The following is a 17535-nucleotide window of genomic DNA, read 5'->3' on the forward strand; positions in this document are numbered from 1 at the left end:
AGAAACACAGCCTTCGAATTGGCATGAAGGCTGTGTTTCTTTGAAGTTAGAGACGAATGACACCGTTTCTTCCGTTGTTTTTTGCACCGTAAAGTGCTTTATCACAGGTTGTGTAAAGAGTCTCCAATTGGGTATTGGAATCAGGAATAACCGTAACTACACCTATGCTTATGGAATAGCGGACCGCAATGTCCCCGATGGTTGCTGCGGCAATGGTTTGTCTAAACAATTCTGCCTTATCGGTGGATTCGATTTCATCTGTTCCCGGCAGCAAGATAGCAAATTCATCACCGCCATAGCGGCCGAATAGGTCGTTCTCACCTAGAAATGAAGTGATTCTCTTGCACAAATCCTGAAGCACGCGATCCCCGGCCTCATGGCCGTAAGTGTCATTAATTGTCTTAAACTCATCAATATCAAAAAGCAGCAAAGAGATTGGCTTCTTCCTTTTGGCATAAGCAATCAGGCTGCCTCTAGCTTGATTTACGAACATTCTACGATTCAGAATGCCGGTTAGATCATCGTAGTTGGCTAAATGCTGCAGCTCGCGGTCTGCCCGTTCTTTCATTAACAAGACAAAACCCGTATTCCCTAGAATCATCACCAGAAACAAAACGAGAAATGAAATCGTCTGATAAATGCTTGGGATAAAGAAACCAATGACTTGTTCCAAAAATAGGGCGAATAAAGCCCGTCCGATCAACATGAGAATAACGATCCCGTACAGGTAACCCATCATTCGCATGAGCAAAGATGATGATTTCTCAGTGATCATATAATAAGCAGGGAGAAATAGAATGGTGACCAAGCCGAGGGAAGCGACTGCAATCCGAATATCTTCTTGTTTCAGGAAAATAACAATATGAAAGGTGGCAATGTTAACGAATGTCATGAGGTAGTAAAAATTTTTCGTTTTTCTCTGGAACTTCTGTTGAAGCTGCAACAACGCGATCGTCTCTAGACTGCCACCCAAAAAGAGAAGCGTATTGGAGAATGAGATTGTAAGGACGTCCGGAATGCCGCCACGAAGAATGAGGACGAACCAAGCGAATGCTTGTACACATTTTCCGGCAAAAAAGATATTCATTGTTGATTCTTTCGCGTGTTGACTCCAATAGGCGCTAATTAGAATGATTGTAAAAATATGCCCAACAACTAATGTGATGAAAATCGTCTTCATATCCAATAAGTAATCCAATTGAACCACCAACTTACATACAAGTTCCAAGTCAATTAGAGTATAACCAATAATTCTACATTTTTCCACAAAATATATCAGGATTTTTCCCTAATTTCTGGGTGCACACAGGATGATGGAAACGCCGATTACACAAACTGCGGCGCCAACCCAATCATAGAAGTCAGGTGTTTTTTTATCTACTAGCCATCCCCAGAACAGCGCAAGCAAGATGAACACTCCGCCGTACGCCGCATAAACGCGCCCAAATGATGGAAAACTCTGCAGCGTGGGGATGATTCCGTATACGATCAGAATGATACTGCCGATGATGCCATACCAGAGGGGCTTGGATTCTTTCAACCAGAGCCAGACCAAATAGCCTCCGCCAATTTCGGCGAGACCGGCAATAATGAATAGTAAGATGGCAATAAACATGTTGTAAGCTCCTTTCTAAGTTCAAGTTTATCATTTTGGCGAGAATTTTTGCAAAAGAGAGAGCCGCGCCTCCAATTAGCTGTTGTTAATCGCTAGTTGGGGGCGCGGCTTTATCTGTGCTGTCCGACATGTTATCATATAACAACGTGTGTAATTCTGCTTAGGTGAACAGATCGGAAGGTTTCATACCTCTTCTCCTCGAAATATGCTTAGATTTACGTTCTTGCTATCATGCTGCAAGGAGATTGGATCTTTTCCTTGTTTTCTTTCACTTCTTTTTTTCATTACCCATTCAATAAATTGATCTAACCGCTGTTCTGAGAAATCAGACATTTGAAAGTTGAAGTCATTGACGGTGTTTTCCTCTTGATTCGGCAGCTGTGAAGGCAGATTCTTAGGCATGCTGTTCATCATAGGCAAATTGAATTGTTTACGATTCATTCTTATCAGTTCCTTCCTTAATTACAGGTATTTAATAACTGCTGCAAGGAAAAAGACGTAAAAAAGACCATCTCTCTCAATGAAAGAAGGTCGGTTGCACTATTAGCTCCACTAGGTCAAAGTGCCCATATAATGACCTAGCTTCAAAGCTCCCTAATATTATTCTAATTACTCGCAATTATACTACTATCTACCAGATTTAGTAAAGTATTTGATTACATAAGTCATGATAAAACGCAAAATGAGTGTGTCCATATATATGAGACACGATCGTCATTAAATTAGAGGAGAAGGATATGAACGAATGGATTGAATTATCTCGCCAAAGGTGCAGACAACGAGGGCTGGATCCCACTCAAATATCGCAGCCGGTGTTTCAATTATCGGAGAAGGAATTAGTGGAGGAGAGAGAACGATATCACGATATTCTTTCTGTTATTCAATACTTTGGGGACAAAACATTGTCCATGTTAGCTGGAAAGCCGCACTTAATCATTGTAAGCAACAATAGTGGATATATTTTGGATCGGCATGGTGATCAAGCCTATAAGTCGATGATAGCTGAGTTCGGCATATATGATGGCATTAAGTGTGATGAGGCGTTTATGGGGACGAATGTGGTGACTTTAGCTCTTGAAGAACAGATGCCGATCCAAATTATTGGAGCCGAGCATTATCATCTCATGCTGGAGAATGCTGCATGTTATTGTGTCCCGTTTCATTTTCCAATCTACCATGATCTATCCGGAACAGTTTCCATCATGACATCGATTGAACATCATAATCATACCTATCTTGCTTTGCTTTCCAATATGGTGGACTCCATCGAAAGAGAACTGTCGCTGCGACTGACGAATCACAATCAGAATCTCATTCAACAGTTGGTCTTCAATAACATGCGCAATGGCATTATCATGACCGACGAGCGTGGCATCATTACTGAATTTAACGCTTATGCAGAGAAAATAACGGGCAGAAATCGGGAAAGTGTCATTCATACTCCGGTATTTCCTTTTGAACATTTTGGAAGCTATTTTTATCAAGGCCTTAAATACGGCAAGCAATTCGAAAATATTGAGCTTTCGTTTCGCTATTCGCTCGACCAGAATCATGTGTGTTTGTTTGATTTGTTGCCCATAACGAATGAAAATGGTGAGTTGCTGGGAGCCTTTGCACAGTTTCGTGACATAACGGATCGTGTCATTTTAGAAAGACAATTCATCAATGCGGAAAAATTTTCGGCAATCGGCAAAATGGCAGCAGGTTTGGCTCATGAAATCAGAAATCCATTAACTTCAATTATTGGCTTCTTTCAACTGCTGCAGCAGTCTAATAACCCGCAGAAATTTCAGAACTATGTAGGCTTAATTAATACAGAGCTGCAGAATATGAAACAGTTGGTGTCTGATTTTGTCGTTATGGCTAAACCGAGCACACCGGAGAGAAAAGCCATTCCTATTCAAGAATTCCTGCAGGATACAATTCGCTTTATGGATAGCCAAGCCATTTTGAAAAACACATCTATTCGTGCGAACTTCGATGAAGAGTTAACTGTTGCTTGGATTGATCCTGCGCAGGTCAAACAAGTCTTGGTCAACCTCATTCAAAATGCCATAGATTCCATTGAAAAGAATGGATTTATTCAGCTTTCAACAGAGCAGGACACGAATCGATCTCATTTTAAAATCATCATTGAAGATAATGGCGTGGGCATGACGAAAGATGAACTCGCCCAGATTGTTAATCCCTTCTTTACAACAAAAGAGAACGGCGTAGGGCTTGGATTATCGATTTGTTATCGAATCGTTGAAAATCATAAAGGAACTATGACGGCTACTTCTCGAAAAGGAATCGGAACACGGTTTGAAGTGACCTTACCGTTAAGCTAACTTCATGCTTTGAACATTCCTAACAAACCAGAACGCCAACCTCCTTTTCAGGGATTGGCGTTTATTTGTCCATCGCCGGGGTTATGCCCCAGTGTCTCACAACTCATTCTCAGAAGTTGCATCCTTTTTTTGACATCGTATATAGTTAGGTTAGGCACTTATTGAAACAAATAATGGGTATTGGAGTGAATTTGAATGTCTGAAATTAAGCTCTCGATTGATTATGAACAGTATGAGGAAGGCATTAAGATGAAAGATTTACTGGAGGAGTTGGCCAATAAACCGGAAGGTGCTGAATTAACCAGCCTGATCATAGGGGATTGGGGAGGTTCTTACGAGAATGATTCCAGTGAAATCGTGGAAGCTTTGACACGGTTGAAAGATCGCTTCCCGCGCCTTCGCAAGCTGTTCATCGGGGATATGGGCTTCGAAGAATGTGAAGTCTCCTGGATTATGCAAAGCAACTTGTCACCGATATTTACGGCCTATCCGGAATTGGAATCCTTTACGATCAAAGGCAGCACAGGGCTTGAGCTAGAGCCAGTCAAACATGCCAAGCTGCAAGAACTTGCCATCATCTGCGGAGGACTAGGCAAGCACGTTCTTGCCAGTATTAGCCAAGCGGAGTTCTCTAAGCTGAAGAAATTAGAGCTTTATCTAGGTGTCGACGAGTATGGATTTGATGGCGGCTTGTCAGACGTACTAGCATTAATTGAGCCTGGGAAATTCCCGGAATTAACGTATTTAGGGTTGAAAAACAGCGAAATAGAAGATGAAATTGCCATTGCACTGGCGGATGCTCCTATTTTGGGGCAGCTCCATACTTTGGATTTATCACTGGGTACCTTAACAGATAAAGGAGCAGAAGCGCTTCTGAACAGCGCTAAGGTCCAAAACCTGAAGTTCCTCAACCTGAGCTATCATTATATGTCCGATGACATGATGAATCGCTGGGCGAATGCCGGCATTGAGGTGGATACAAGCGAACAACAGGATGCGGATGATGATGAAGATTATCGTTACCCGCTTCTTACGGAGTAGACAATGGTACCTATGTTGTTAATCGGCAACCCGGGGAATCGGCGTACAGCTGGCTTGCAAGCAGCGAGGGCTCGATTGGGACTTCCGCCGGCTGTTGTCGTTCCTTACCTGGCTCTGCTGCAAGGTCAGTTGTCGCTGGCTGAAGTGGCGCAATGGACAGAGCTTCACGGCTGCTCAGCACCATACATCAGATTGGATGCGCCAGGTGAGGATTTTGATGTGGAGCGCGCCTTGATAGCACTAGGCGCACCGGATCGTTCTGTCTCTGCGGAGGAAGAACGATTGCTGCCTTATGGCACACGGAGTGACCCAGATCCATGGTCCAGTTCGATGGCTCTGGGAACTAAGGAACAGGTCGGCCGACTGTATCACCCGGCCCAATGGTTTCGCGGCTTCGGTCGCTTGCTTGCGCGGCTTGAAAGCGAAGCAGCTGAGCTGTGGCCAGCCGTGCACTGGATGAATGCCCCACGGGACATTGTCGTAATGTTCGACAAACGCTACACCCATCAAGTACTCACTGCTGCCGGCGTGCCCGTTCCGCGCTTATTGGCTGAGCCTGATCGCATCGGAAATTATGAGGAGCTTAAGGAAACGATGATGCGGGAGCGGATGCATCGCGTGTTCATCAAGCTCGCTTGCGGCTCGGGGGCTTGCGGAGTTGTCGCTTATCAGCTTAATTCGTTGACAGGTGCGGAACTGGCTGTCACCACCTTAGGTGTTGAGACTTATTTAGCGCGTCCGCCGATTTTCTTTAACTCGATGAAGATACGCAAATACTCGGATAAAACAACGATCCGTTTGATTGTGAACTGGCTGCTTAAGCAAGGAGCTCATACGGAGCAGTGGATTGCCAAAGCATCCTATCAAGACAGAACCTACGATATCCGTCAATTAGTCGTTTCAGGCGAGCCTTGTCATCGTGTCGCTAGGGTTAGCCGGACACCGATAACAAATTTGCATTTGCGCAGTGAACGGATGAGTTTGGACGCCGTTGGATTAGACAAGCGGTTGCAAACGATTGTTGGCGATTGTGCAGTGAAGGCTCTTGCCGCATTTCCGTCAGCTGCAGCAGCTGGTGTTGATGTGCTGCTCAGCAGCGGCTCGATGCAGCCCTATGTCATTGACGTAAATCCGTTTGGCGACTTACTCTATAAGGTCTTGCATCAGGGGGAAGACGCCTACACGTGGGAATTAATGAAGACAATTGCGGAGCCTCATAGAGAAACAGCGGCAAGGGAAGTCTTGAGAGAGGAGGAGTTGGCATGACGGATATGAATGCTATCATCGGCTCTCATGATATCGTGATGATTACCTTGGATACCTTGCGTTATGATGCTGCTGTACTTGAAGAGGCGAATTGTCCGAACCTGTGCGGCAGCGGTTCTTGGGAGAAGAGGCATACCCCCGGGAGCTTCACCTACGCAGCACATCATGCTTTCTTCGGGGGATTTCTGCCCACGCCCGCTTCGCCAAACAAATCCGAGCATGTTCGGTTGTTTCATTCCAAGCATACTGGGCTCAGGACACATCCGCATACTTGGTTATTTGATGCTCCTGATCTCGTTTCTGGGCTGCAAGGTGAAGGCTATCGGACCCTTTGTATCGGAGGCGTTATTTTTTTTACGAAAAAAGTACCGCTTGCCCGTGTATTGCCTAGCTACTTTCAACAGAGCTATTGGCGGATGACTTTCGGCGTGACGAATCCGCGCTCAACGGAACACCAAGTGAATCATGCCTTGAAGCTGCTGGCGCAGATGGATGAAACAGAACGTCTTTTTTTATTTTTGAACGTGTCCGCGATTCATGGCCCCAACCATTATTATATAGACGGAGCCAAAAGAGATTCCATCGAGACGCAGCGCGCTGCCTTGAGGTACGTAGATGGAGAATTAGGACGTTTATTCGCGGCATTGCGGCAGCGTGAGCGGCCGGTGTTCTGCCTCGTATTTTCGGATCATGGAACTTGCTATGGCGAAGATGGCTACGAGGGACATCGACTTGCCCATGAAGCTGTGTGGAATGTGCCTTATCGCGAGTTTATTTTAGCTTAGAGGATGTGAAACGAAGATGACTTCAAGAGACAACACAACAAGCCTTCGAAGCTGGAGTGAGAATTTGCGTTCAGAGCCTTATCGTTCTTATTTATATAGTTATCCGCACAAAACGGCCTACCGTGAGCTTGAGCCCAAAGCGCAGCTATCGGAACTATGGCGCAATGAACCGGCAGAAACCTTATTCTTATATATGCACATTCCCTTCTGTGGAGCTCGCTGCGGTTTCTGCAATTTATTTACGCTGCCGGATAAACGAACTGGGGTGCATCAGCAATATGTCGATGCTCTGGAAAGGCAAGCGCGCGAATGGGCTCCCATCGTTGGGGATAAGCCATTCGCCCGCTTTGCCATCGGCGGCGGAACGCCAACCTTGCTGGAGCCCTATCTTCTCGAACGGCTATTCACGATAGCCGAAGGAATCATGGGGCTTGACGCTCAGCAGGCATCCATCTCGGTGGAAACTTCGCCGGAGACCGTCACGGAGGAGCGACTGCGAATCTTGCACGAACATCGCGTGGATCGGGTCAGCATGGGCATTCAAAGCTTCATAGAAGAGGAAGCGGCAGCCATTTACCGCCCTCAGAAGCCTTTGGAGGTGGAGAGAGCATTAGCGTTATTGAAAAGAGAGCCATTTCCCATCTTAAATCTGGATCTCATTTATGGCTTGCCAGGCCAAAGTGTACAATCCTGGCTGTATTCGCTTGACCGCGCGCTAGCCTATGAACCGGAAGAAATATTCATTTATCCTTTATATACGCGTGAACAAACGATCGTAAAACCTGAGCAGATTCGCCGCAGTGGAGAAGATGTTCGTATGGCCTGTTATTTGGCCGCGCGTGACCGTTTGCGCGGTGCGGGCTATCAGCAGCATTCCATGCGTCGGTTCTCGAAGCAATCGGCCAACGCTGCCAAACAGCTGCTTCCATATGGATGTCAAGAAGACGGGATGGTAGGCTTAGGCTGTGGGGCGCGCTCTTATACGCGTGAGCTTCATTATGCGTCTCGTTATGCGGTAGATCGTCAAGCAACGGCTAGCATTATCGCGGATTATGTCGCGGCTAAGGGGCATGATACTGCTGATTATGGATATATGCTTAATCTCGAAGAACAGCAGCGGCGTTTTATTCTTAAAGCAATCTTACACAGCGAGGGCTTGGAACTGTCTTCCTATAAGGAACGCTTCGGAAGTGAGGCGTTGACCGACTATTCGGAGCTTCATCGCCTGTTAGACAGCGGTCTGGCGCTGCAATCGGTGGATCTGTTCCAACTCACGGAGGAAGGTCTAGCCTATTCAGATGCTATCGGGGACTGGTTTATTTCGCCTGCGGTTAGAGAGCGGATGGAAGGATTCGTGTTTGTATGAGGGCAACACTTTATTACAGAGGCAGCATCTCTTCTTGTAATTATGATTGCCCGTATTGTCCTTTCAGCAAAAACAAGGACAATGCGCAGACGCTGGCCAAAGACCGCCTTCAAGTAGGCACATTCGTGAACTGGGTGAAAGATCAAGAGCAGGAGGGGTATCGTCTTTCGCTCTTTTTTAACCCTTATGGCGAAGGGTTGACACATCGTTGGTACCGCGAAGCCATGATTGAACTTTCCCACATGGACCATGTTGACAAGGTGGCCATTCAGACGAATTTGTCCGCCAAGCTGGATTGGACAGATGATTTGAATCCGCGCAAAGCAGCGTTCTGGGCAAGCTATCATCCTGGACAAACGGAAGAAGCCAAATTCTTGCAGCAATGCCTCGCTTTGCATAAGCGTGCCATTCCCTTCAGTGTAGGCTCTGTGGGTGTCAGAAGCGCCTTCGCGGCACTGTCTTCGCTGAGACGTGTTTTGCCAGCGGATGTGTATATGTGGGTCAATGCGTTTAAAGATCACAAAAACTATTACACGGCTGATGATATTGATTTTCTAACCCGTTTAGATCCGCATTTCAATCGAAATGCAGTCGACTACCAAAGCTTTGGCAGAGATTGTTTGGCAGGCGAAGATGTTTTTTATGTGCAGGGAGCAGGGCAGGTTAAACGTTGTTATAAGGATCGATCGGTGATCGGACACCTGTATCGAGATGGGTTAACGGCGTTGTCCGCCAAACGCGCATGCCGCATGAGCATTTGTGATTGTTATATAGGTTATATCCATATGCCTGAGCTGGAACTGCAAAATATTTATGGGAGTCAGCTGTTGGAGCGAATTGCCGGAGATGAGAGATAAACGCGTAAAGCCAAGATTCTTCCTGTTGTCAGGAGGATCTTGGCTTTACTTATGCTCCTTAAGATCACTTCTTCTTCAGCATAATAAAGTGAGATGAGGACAGCTCGGGGTACTTCTGAGGGATAACATGGCTGATTGTGAATTCGGAATGCTGCATCAAATGATGCAAAATATGACGGTCTTGAATGGTCGCGACCTCTTGCGGCTCGAGTCCAGTTGTTATTTTGGTATACAGGATGACCCATTTCTTGGCGCTCTCAAAAATGTTGGACAAGGTGGAGAGGAAATCTTCCTCATCGGTAATATGGTACAGCACATCGAGGCATACAACCAAATCTGCTTGAATAAATCCGCGGTTTACAAGTAAACCAGGCTTATAGAGCATGAAGCTTTTGGTCGTATCTTCCTTGAACTTCTCTTTGCACAAGCGGATGGATGATTGAGCGACATCGAGTCCTAAATAATTGGAATACGACATCGTCAGCAGCTGATTGCCATCGCCGCAACCGAACTCGATGACGGATTCAATCTGCTGCTCATGGATAAAATCATTGATGATTTGCGACTTGAATTCGGCTAATAAGCCATAAGAGCCACTGCCTGAGTCTCCGCCATGACTGTAATTCTCGTTCCAGAACTCGATGTAATCGAAGGACATCCGGATGGTCTCCTTATTTATGGATTTTTTTCCTTAATACTGCGCGAAAACAATAAAGCCCACCCCATAGATCGGTATGGAGTGCATCAGATGAAAGTTCAAAGGAGGGAGCGGAGTAGAAGCTCAAGCCAGCCTCAAGGACAACTTGATGAAACATTTCTAACTGAATGGTTGGGTAATCCAAAGTGAGCAGAAGCAGACCGTCATCTTTAAGCGTTCTATTAAATTCCTTCAAAGCCAGAAGCATATCGGTGGAATTCAAGTGCTCAACGACCGAAATGCAAAAGATTTTGTCGAAAAAATGGTCGGCATAAGGCAGCTCCGTAAGGCTTGCTTGGCAAAGCTGCAGTTGTGAAGATTGAAATAGGCTTACCTTGGCGGCAGCTTCTTCACTAACGTCCGAACGCACGGATTCCAATATATCGCTCGCTGCGTTCACTCGAGGATCTAGATCGCAGGCATAAGCCTGCTTGCATTGTTCAGCCAGCACAAATTTGAAAGGATGCGGAATCCCGCAAGCTGCGTCTAAAGCGATATCGTTGGAGTCAATGAAGGAGGCGCACCAAGCATATTCATAAGGTCGACTCCACCAAGTATCAGGCAACTGGAAAACGAACTCATGCAGGGATGGATCAGAAGCGTTAATAAATCTGGATTCCAGCAAAGAAGCGGACTTCATCCAAAGCCCTCCTTTTCAATGTGGATACTTATTCGTTGCTCTTGCAATCAACTGCCACCTTAATGTTATGCGTAATTGTGAGCGGCTAGAAGGAAAGGGCACGGGAAGTGAGCAATTTTTTCACTTGACATTCGGAGTAATTATTAAGTAAGATGGGAAACATAATTCAATAGTAGGCAATGACCAAAGACATGATTTCCTTCACGAACTGTTCAGAGAGAGAAGTTAAGGCTGAAAGCTTCTCCGGTAACCGGTTGTGAAATTACCCCTTTGCAGCCGTGATGTTGAACCCGTGAACTTCCTTTACGGCAGTAAGCAGCACCGATTTATCCTCGATACTGGATACTTATAAGGACCTTTCAGCTGCTCATTTGATGATGAATCAAAGTGTGACATGCTGCAGGTCGAATTTGGGTGGAACCACGAGCTGAACGCACTCGTCCCTTTCTGGGAGAGATGCGTTTTTTTGCGTTCAAAATAATCGGAATATGAGGGAAATGGAGGTCATATCATGGAGATCAATGTCACACTGCCAGATGGAACAAATAGGAGGTACCCGCAAGGAACGACATTCGAACAGGTAGCGGAATCGATCAGCTCAGGTTTGAAGAAGAATGCGGTAGCGGCGAAACGGAACGGAAAGCTGGTTGACTTGAACCAACCCATTGAGCAGGATAGTCATATCGAAATTGTTACTCTAGACAGCAAAGATGGATTAAATGTCTACCGACACACAACTGCTCATATTATGGCGCAAGCCATCAAGCGGATTTACGGAAACAAGGCGGTTAAGCTGGGCATTGGCCCCGTGATCGAAGACGGGTTCTATTATGACATGGACTTGGAAAGACCCCTATCGACGGACGAGCTTGAGAAGATTGAGAAAGAGATGGAGAAAGTGATCCAAGAAAACATCCCGATCGTTCGACGGGTCGTTAGTCGTGCTGAAGCGATTCAAACTTTCGAGGATTTAGAGGACCCCTTCAAGTTGGAGCTGATTCGCGACTTGCCCGAGGATGCCCAAATTACGATTTATGATCAAGGTGAATTTTATGACTTGTGCCGCGGTCCGCATCTTCCTTCAACTGGCAGAGTGAAGGCGTTCAAGCTGATGAGCGTAGCAGGAGCCTACTGGCGCGGAGATTCGTCGAACAAAATGCTGCAGCGGATCTATGGCACGTCCTTTCCCAAGAAAGCGCAGCTGGAAGAACATCTGCATGTGCTCGAAGAAGCAAAGAAGCGGGATCACCGCAAACTGGGCAAAGAGCTTGAGTTGTTTATGTTTTCGGAGGAAGCGCCAGGCATGCCGTTTTTTCTTCCCAAAGGGATGACGATCCGAACAGAGCTGGAGAACTTCGCCCGTGAGCTGCAGCGGCAACGGGATTATGATGAAGTGCGTACGCCGCTTATGATGAACAACAGGGTCTGGGAGCAATCAGGCCACTGGGATCATTACAAAGATAACATGTACTTCACTCAAGTAGATGAAACGAAATTCGCGCTTAAACCGATGAATTGCCCCGGTCATATGCTTATCTTCAAAAACAGCTTGCATTCCTATCGGGAGCTGCCGATCCGCCTTTCGGAATTTGGCCAAGTACACCGTCACGAGTTCTCTGGGGCCTTGAATGGCATGATGCGAGTTCGTACATTTTGTCAGGATGATGCCCATCTATTTGTACTTCCAGAGCAAATTGAGGAGGAAATTGGACGGATCATTACCTTGATCGACCATGTCTATCAGGTGTTGGGCTTTGAATATAAAATCGAGCTGTCTACACGTCCCGAAGATTCAATGGGCTCAGAAGAACTTTGGGATCAAGCCGAGAAGTCTCTGCAAAATGTGCTCGATAACCTAGGCATCCAGTATGTGATCAATGAGGGGGATGGCGCTTTCTATGGTCCCAAAATTGATTTCCACATCTTAGATGCACTGAAACGCAGCTGGCAGTGCGGTACCATCCAATTGGATTTCCAGATGCCGGAGAAATTCGACCTTACCTACATTGGCGAGGATAACCAAAAGCACAGGCCGGTCGTAATTCATCGTGCTTTGTACGGTTCGATTGAACGTTTTATTGGTATTTTAACTGAACATTTTGCGGGAGCATTTCCATTATGGCTGTCACCTGTGCAAGCGAAAATATTGCCAGTCTCTGAGAATTATCTCGATTATGCGCTGCAGGTGAAAAGCCAACTAGAGAAAGCAGGCATCCGCGTCGAAGTGGATGGACGCAATGAGAAACTCGGGTATAAAATTCGGGAGGCTCAACTTGAGAAAGCGCCGTACATGCTCGTTCTCGGAGAGACAGAGAAGAACTCGGACAGCGTATCTGTGCGCAAGCGCGGAGGCATTGATCTTGGCACGATGAAGATTGCGGAGATCATTGAGCGTATGACGAATGATATTCATGCGAAGATAAGCAATGAGATGCATAAATCATAATGAAAGCAGCGAAATGCATAAATCATAACCAAAGCGTTCCATACTAAAGCTTAGACTTGTGACACAAGAGGCTTAGCCCGTTTGCCAAAGGAGGGGGGCCTCTTGCCAGTCACAACTTGCAGGGATGGAGATGATAGTATTAAGAACAAACTGCTCATCATTAATGCGCATCCAAAGGTAGAATCTACAACTTCTTTTAGCCTACAGGTGCTTAGTCATTTCTTAGAGGTATATAAAGAACAAAACCCGACAGAGCCCATTGAACAAATTAACCTTTATGAGGATCAAGTCCCAGCTGTTGACGCAACTGTTCTAAGTGCCTGGGAGAAGTTGGCCAAAGGCCAAGGTGCCCCCTTAATGGAGAATGAAGCAGCAGTAACAGGGCGGATGACAGAAGTTTTGAATCAGTTCAAAAGCGCCAATAAATATGTGATCGCGCTGCCGCTGCATAATTTCAACATTCCTTCCAAGCTTAAAGATTACATGGATAATATTCTCATCGCACGCGAAACCTTTCAATACACGGATACAGGTTCTGTTGGACTACTAACTGACGGCAGAAGTGTTCTTGTTATCCAAGGCAGCGGCGGTGTTTACACGAATGACGATTGGTACACAGAAGTCGAATACTCACATAAGTATCTTAAATCGATGTTTAATTTCATGGGACTTGAGGATTATCAAATTATTCGAGCGCAAGGCACATCTTTCCTGAACAAAGATGATATCCTGAAACATGCGAAAGAAGAAGCGGCAAGAGCTGCTACGAAATTGTCCGCTGTGACTTCTTATTAGTCTAAAAAGAAAAAGTGGGCTGTTATACTTTTGAGCGCTAGCACCAGTTACTTTGTCTAAAGCCTGCAAATATGCATCTTTTTCACTCTTTGGATAGCCTCAATTGTGAAATTCCTGCATTTGTGCAGGCTTTTGATGCTTTTTCTGGATGAGCGGCTGGAAAAGATAAAAATACCTGCACATTTGCAGGCATTTTCACTTTTTAACCGAATTCGCCCGGAAATTCCTGTATTATCGCAGGCTTTTACAATAGGGTGAACTGTTTCCCATCGTCTATCAATGTTTGCACACTAAACTTGGCTTATGGGACATCCTCTTCTTTGTATTTAGGAGGGGCTTCACTGGGCAAGAGAGGGCTTTATTTTAACGACTACCTTTCCTTTGGCACTTCCACTTTCAAGGTACTGAAGCGCTAGTCCGGCATCTTTGAAGGTAAATTCCTTATCAATAACAGGCCTAATGCGATTTTCTTCCATAAATTGTTTGATTGTTTTTAATTGCGCGCCGCTTGGTTTCATAAAAAGGAAATGATAGCTTGTGCGGGTTTTCTTCTCGAGAGCTGTGATTTTACGGCTCACAATGGACAAAATGGCCGTCTTCATCCAACCTAATTTGGCTTCTTTTCCGAATCTTGCGTTCGGAAGGCCGGAGATGGATACTATTTTTCCGTGTGGTTTCAGCACCTGGAAAGATTTTTCCAAAACTTGTCCTCCCAAAGTATCGTATACCGCATCATAGCCCGTGAGCAGTTCTTCAAAATTCTCTTTTTTATAATTGATGATTAAATCGGCGCCAAGAGATTTGACTAAATCGTAACCTTTTTCGCTTGCTGTAGTGGCAACATAAGCTCCCATTAATTTGGCCAGTTGGATGGCGAAAGTACCTACGCCGCCTGATCCTGCGTGAATCAAAATTTTTTGGCCTTTTTGAAGATTCAAAATATCCGAAAAGGCTTGATATGTGGTAAGTCCAACCAATGGGATGGATGCCGCTTCTTCAAAGGTTAGGTTCCGCGGCTTCAGAGAAATATCTTCCTCATGAACAGCGATATACTCGGCTAGTGTCCCGATCCTGTCTTTGCGGGGTCTTCCGTAAACTTCATCTCCAGGTTTAAATATGCTCACCCGGCTTCCTACCTTAACTACAACTCCAGAAAAATCATTTCCTAAGATTAAGGGCATTTTATAATTTAGTAGAAATTTTGCTTTTCCTTCTTTTACTTTAAAATCGATGGGATTTAAGCTGGCTGCATAAATTTCCACCAGCACATCATATTCTCCGATGTCAGGTGTTGGTCTTTCTGTCATAAGCAAGGGAACGTTTTTTCCGTATTTCTCAATGATCATGGCCTTCATTCCTATCACTCCTATTATGGTTATTGGTTTAAACTTATGGACTAATAGAGTGCAAAAGTCAACTGACGTGGAACGTCGAGTCCGAAGCAGCCATTTATTAAGGCCCAGCTCAATCATGGCAAGGTTGCTTTAATTGGACAACACATTTGAGCAACCTTGCTGGTCAAGATTTGGTGCAATGGGCTTCAATGGCCGCAATTAATGTCTTTAGTTGTTCAAGAGGCTTGCTGACAGTCAGCACATAATAATTTTCTACGCTCTTTTTTTCGAAACTAACGAAGCCAGACAGTCTCAAGACCTTCAAATGATGGGAAATGGCTGGCCTGGACAAATTGATTTGGTCAGCAATCGTATTGACATTAAGTCCGGATTTATGTTGTGCAAGCAGCATAATAATAGCTTGACGATTTTCATCAGTCAGTACATCCAGCAAAGGAATACACTCTTTGAATTGTTGCAGAATAGGCTCGGTTTGCTGACTCATGCCAGTCACCTCTTCCGTTGATTGGTTTAAATGCTTAAACGTAATTATACTCAACTTATTTATAAAATCAAGGGGTAGAGGTAGTAAATGATCAGTTTGAATTCGCAGCAGGTGAGATATAATGGGATAAAAGAAGAATAGAGGAGGAAGATTGGTTGTTACAGTATCAAACCACCTCGGAATGGAACGAGGAATTATGGCTGCAAGCAGAACGCGTTTATAATAAGGCATTTCCAAAGCATGGCAGGAAAAATCGCTCAATCGTTCGACGCATGTTCGAAAGAGGCATCTGCACGCTGCACACATGGAGCGAGCACGAAGAAGTGATCGCCATGGCACTCACCGCAAGCAATGAAGCGGCGCGGATGCTTATCATTGATTACATCGCTGTTCGACAAGATCAACGAGGTAAGGGGTTAGGCCGAATGTGCCTAGAACATATCCGAGAGTGGGCAGAAACTACGGCAAACTGCAGAGGGATCGTCATTGAAGTTGAAGCAGACCCATCCACGGAAAATGCGGAGCGAATCCGCTTCTGGGAAAGGGTTGGCTTCCTTTTGACCGATTATGTACATACGTACATATGGGTCCCCGAGACTTATCGGGCTATGTATATGAATTTGAATGAGTATGAGAATGAGCATGAACCTCTTCTGGATGACGGGAAGCTACTTTTTGAATATATCACGGAGTATCACGAGAAGGCTTACCGCGGCAAATGAGGGGGGATTCAGCGCGAACAGTGAGGATCCAACTGGGGATGCATGATGGACATTGCGCTCTGTCGCGGCTTATAACGCACGGCCTCCAACAAGGGAGCGTTTCCAGTGCAGTTGGCAGGGCATTGAATGACTTCATTAGTTCATTATTTTCTGCATCATTACGGTTGTGCCTCAAGCGAAAATAGCCGAATAAGAGATGAATTGGTTGTATCGAATATGGCTATAAGCCTAGGAGACTGATAGAATAATAGCAAATAGAAGCAAGAAAGGATTGAAGACGACTATGCGTTATTTATCATTGACGACTTGGAGTTTACATCGAAACCTTGGACCTTTGCGGTGGACCCGCTGGGACGCAGATAACCGAACGCAAGTGACGGCGGTGCAAGATCAACCGGAACTTCTCACATTGTTAGAGCTGCCGATCGTATTGGCGGAGAAAGGATTTAAGTCGCTGGAAGTTTGCCATTTTCATGTTCCGGATACGAGTGAAGCTTACTTGAAAAAGCTGCGGCAATCGTTTGCTGATGCAGGTATTCGCTTTTACTCGCTGCTAATTGAGTACGGTGATCTTACCAACACGGATGAGGCGCGTAGGCAGTCCGACATCGCATGGATAAAAAGCTGGATAGATCATGCTTCCGTGGCCGGAGCAGAACGGGTTCGAGTGATTGCTGGCGATGCGGAACCTTCTGACCAGCTTGCTTTGCAGCGTTCGGCAGCAGCGCTGAGTGAGCTGACGGATTATGCGTCTGCTCGAGGCGTTAGAGTCGTTACGGAAAATTTCCACGCACTAACTTCAACAGCGGATAATTGTCTTGCCTTGTTGGAAACTTGCGGAGAGAAGCTTGGATTTACGTCAGACTATGGGAATTTCAAAGGAATTACGAAGTACGACGGTCTCAGCCAAACGATTCCGCTTAGTGAATCTATCCACGCCAAGGCGCAAACCGATGCGGAGGGAAATCCCGATGAAGCGGAGTTTATTCAATGTATGGAGCTGGCTAAAGAGGCAGGCTATGAGGGACCTTTCACACTAGTTTATGATGGCCCAGGGGATATGTGGGAGGGAATTGAACGAGTGAGAAAGCTTGTGGCTCCCTATTTAGAATAGTGAGATTAACGGAGTGATTTGA

At 45.6% G+C, this 17535-nt stretch carries 17 protein-coding genes and 1 riboswitch; of the genes, 10 read left to right on the plus strand and 7 right to left on the minus strand.

All coding sequences use genetic code 11. The annotated features are described in order from the left end of the window. Positions 1-46 precede the first annotated feature (46 nt). The 3 genes from BC351_RS14085 to BC351_RS14095 all read right to left on the minus strand — a co-directional run bounded on the left by BC351_RS14085 (position 47) and on the right by BC351_RS14095 (position 2056). Positions 47-1198: a GGDEF domain-containing protein gene (locus tag BC351_RS14085; protein ID WP_079413013.1), complete on the minus strand. Its 1152-nt coding sequence runs from the start codon at positions 1196-1198 to the stop codon at positions 47-49. Between the two features lie 90 nt (positions 1199-1288). Then, the gene (locus BC351_RS14090; RefSeq protein WP_079413015.1) at positions 1289-1615 is read right to left on the minus strand and encodes a YnfA family protein; all 327 of its coding nucleotides are present in this window, start codon (positions 1613-1615) and stop codon (positions 1289-1291) included. Positions 1616-1798: 183 nt separating this feature from the next. Further along, entirely contained in the window at positions 1799-2056 is a 258-nt protein-coding gene (locus BC351_RS14095; protein ID WP_079413017.1) for a hypothetical protein, read from the minus strand. Positions 2057-2135: 79 nt separating this feature from the next. Then, positions 2136-2219: riboswitch (cyclic di-GMP riboswitch) on the minus strand. A 133-nt stretch (positions 2220-2352) separates the two neighbouring features. On the opposite strand from BC351_RS14095, the gene BC351_RS14100 reads away from it, so the two are divergent. The 6 genes from BC351_RS14100 to BC351_RS14125 all read left to right on the plus strand — a co-directional run bounded on the left by BC351_RS14100 (position 2353) and on the right by BC351_RS14125 (position 9260). Then, entirely contained in the window at positions 2353-3945 is a 1593-nt protein-coding gene (locus BC351_RS14100) for an ATP-binding protein (protein WP_079413019.1), read from the plus strand. A 195-nt stretch (positions 3946-4140) separates the two neighbouring features. Beyond that, the gene (locus BC351_RS14105; RefSeq protein WP_079413021.1) at positions 4141-4986 is read left to right on the plus strand and encodes an STM4015 family protein; all 846 of its coding nucleotides are present in this window, start codon (positions 4141-4143) and stop codon (positions 4984-4986) included. A 3-nt stretch (positions 4987-4989) separates the two neighbouring features. Then, positions 4990-6252, plus strand: a complete 1263-nt coding sequence (locus BC351_RS14110; protein WP_079413023.1) for an STM4014 family protein — start codon at positions 4990-4992, stop codon at positions 6250-6252. Then, positions 6249-7037 (plus strand): STM4013/SEN3800 family hydrolase, encoded by a 789-nt coding sequence (locus tag BC351_RS14115; RefSeq protein WP_079413025.1) that lies wholly within the window; start codon positions 6249-6251, stop codon positions 7035-7037. Before BC351_RS14110 ends, BC351_RS14115 begins: the two co-directional genes overlap by 4 nt. 16 nt (positions 7038-7053) lie before the next feature. Further along, positions 7054-8403, plus strand: a complete 1350-nt coding sequence (locus tag BC351_RS14120) for an STM4012 family radical SAM protein (protein WP_079413027.1) — start codon at positions 7054-7056, stop codon at positions 8401-8403. Beyond that, positions 8400-9260, plus strand: coding sequence for an STM4011 family radical SAM protein (locus BC351_RS14125; protein WP_079413029.1), 861 nt, complete (start codon positions 8400-8402; stop codon positions 9258-9260). Before BC351_RS14120 ends, BC351_RS14125 begins: the two co-directional genes overlap by 4 nt. A 64-nt stretch (positions 9261-9324) precedes the next feature. Here the strand turns inward: BC351_RS14125 and BC351_RS14130 are convergent, their stop codons facing one another. Together BC351_RS14130 and BC351_RS14135 are read right to left on the minus strand one after the other, a co-directional pair. After that, a complete protein-coding gene (locus BC351_RS14130; RefSeq protein ID WP_079413031.1) occupies positions 9325-9918 on the minus strand; it encodes a class I SAM-dependent methyltransferase in 594 nt (197 codons plus the stop codon). Positions 9919-9931: 13 nt separating this feature from the next. Further along, complete coding sequence (locus BC351_RS14135) at positions 9932-10597, minus strand: methyltransferase domain-containing protein (protein WP_079413033.1); 666 nt, start codon at positions 10595-10597, stop codon at positions 9932-9934. A gap of 511 nt (positions 10598-11108) precedes the next feature. Between BC351_RS14135 and thrS the strand changes: the two genes are divergently transcribed. Together thrS and BC351_RS14145 are read left to right on the plus strand one after the other, a co-directional pair. Then, positions 11109-13043 carry a threonine--tRNA ligase gene (gene thrS, locus BC351_RS14140; RefSeq protein WP_079413035.1) on the plus strand — a complete coding sequence of 645 codons (1935 nt, stop codon included), beginning with the start codon at positions 11109-11111 and terminating at the stop codon, positions 13041-13043. A gap of 138 nt (positions 13044-13181) precedes the next feature. Further along, the gene (locus tag BC351_RS14145; RefSeq protein ID WP_079413566.1) at positions 13182-13838 is read left to right on the plus strand and encodes an FMN-dependent NADH-azoreductase; all 657 of its coding nucleotides are present in this window, start codon (positions 13182-13184) and stop codon (positions 13836-13838) included. A 338-nt stretch (positions 13839-14176) separates the two neighbouring features. On the opposite strand, the gene BC351_RS14150 is transcribed toward BC351_RS14145, so the two are convergent. Both BC351_RS14150 and BC351_RS14155 read right to left on the minus strand, forming a co-directional pair. After that, positions 14177-15193, minus strand: a complete 1017-nt coding sequence (locus tag BC351_RS14150) for an NADP-dependent oxidoreductase (protein WP_079413037.1) — start codon at positions 15191-15193, stop codon at positions 14177-14179. A 163-nt stretch (positions 15194-15356) separates the two neighbouring features. Then, positions 15357-15677 (minus strand): ArsR/SmtB family transcription factor, encoded by a 321-nt coding sequence (locus tag BC351_RS14155; RefSeq protein ID WP_079413039.1) that lies wholly within the window; start codon positions 15675-15677, stop codon positions 15357-15359. Between the two features lie 155 nt (positions 15678-15832). Here BC351_RS14155 and BC351_RS14160 point away from each other — a divergent pair, with 155 nt between their 5' ends. Both BC351_RS14160 and BC351_RS14165 read left to right on the plus strand, forming a co-directional pair. Continuing rightward, positions 15833-16399, plus strand: coding sequence for a GNAT family N-acetyltransferase (locus tag BC351_RS14160; protein ID WP_158082086.1), 567 nt, complete (start codon positions 15833-15835; stop codon positions 16397-16399). Positions 16400-16682: 283 nt separating this feature from the next. Next, positions 16683-17513, plus strand: coding sequence for a sugar phosphate isomerase/epimerase family protein (locus BC351_RS14165; protein ID WP_079413043.1), 831 nt, complete (start codon positions 16683-16685; stop codon positions 17511-17513). The last annotated feature ends 22 nt before the right edge of the window (positions 17514-17535 follow it).

The organism is Paenibacillus ferrarius (genome assembly GCF_002027705.1).
GTDB classification, from domain to species: domain Bacteria; phylum Bacillota; class Bacilli; order Paenibacillales; family NBRC-103111; genus Paenibacillus_E; species Paenibacillus_E ferrarius.

What these genes read in the sequence shown, in the direction of transcription:
- BC351_RS14090 (WP_079413015.1), bottom strand. Translation starts at nt 1,615, where the DNA reads ATGTTTATTGCCATCTTACTATTCATTATTGCCGGTCTCGCCGAAATT.
- BC351_RS14095 (WP_079413017.1), bottom strand. Translation starts at nt 2,056, where the DNA reads ATGAATCGTAAACAATTCAATTTGCCTATGATGAACAGCATGCCTAAG.
- BC351_RS14100 (WP_079413019.1), top strand. Translation starts at nt 2,353, where the DNA reads ATGAACGAATGGATTGAATTATCTCGCCAAAGGTGCAGACAACGAGGG.
- BC351_RS14105 (WP_079413021.1), top strand. Translation starts at nt 4,141, where the DNA reads ATGTCTGAAATTAAGCTCTCGATTGATTATGAACAGTATGAGGAAGGC.
- BC351_RS14110 (WP_079413023.1), top strand. Translation starts at nt 4,990, where the DNA reads ATGGTACCTATGTTGTTAATCGGCAACCCGGGGAATCGGCGTACAGCT.
- BC351_RS14115 (WP_079413025.1), top strand. Translation starts at nt 6,249, where the DNA reads ATGACGGATATGAATGCTATCATCGGCTCTCATGATATCGTGATGATT.
- BC351_RS14120 (WP_079413027.1), top strand. Translation starts at nt 7,054, where the DNA reads ATGACTTCAAGAGACAACACAACAAGCCTTCGAAGCTGGAGTGAGAAT.
- BC351_RS14125 (WP_079413029.1), top strand. Translation starts at nt 8,400, where the DNA reads ATGAGGGCAACACTTTATTACAGAGGCAGCATCTCTTCTTGTAATTAT.
- BC351_RS14130 (WP_079413031.1), bottom strand. Translation starts at nt 9,918, where the DNA reads ATGTCCTTCGATTACATCGAGTTCTGGAACGAGAATTACAGTCATGGC.
- BC351_RS14135 (WP_079413033.1), bottom strand. Translation starts at nt 10,597, where the DNA reads ATGAAGTCCGCTTCTTTGCTGGAATCCAGATTTATTAACGCTTCTGAT.
- thrS (WP_079413035.1), top strand. Translation starts at nt 11,109, where the DNA reads ATGGAGATCAATGTCACACTGCCAGATGGAACAAATAGGAGGTACCCG.
- BC351_RS14150 (WP_079413037.1), bottom strand. Translation starts at nt 15,193, where the DNA reads ATGAAGGCCATGATCATTGAGAAATACGGAAAAAACGTTCCCTTGCTT.
- BC351_RS14155 (WP_079413039.1), bottom strand. Translation starts at nt 15,677, where the DNA reads ATGAGTCAGCAAACCGAGCCTATTCTGCAACAATTCAAAGAGTGTATT.
- BC351_RS14165 (WP_079413043.1), top strand. Translation starts at nt 16,683, where the DNA reads ATGCGTTATTTATCATTGACGACTTGGAGTTTACATCGAAACCTTGGA.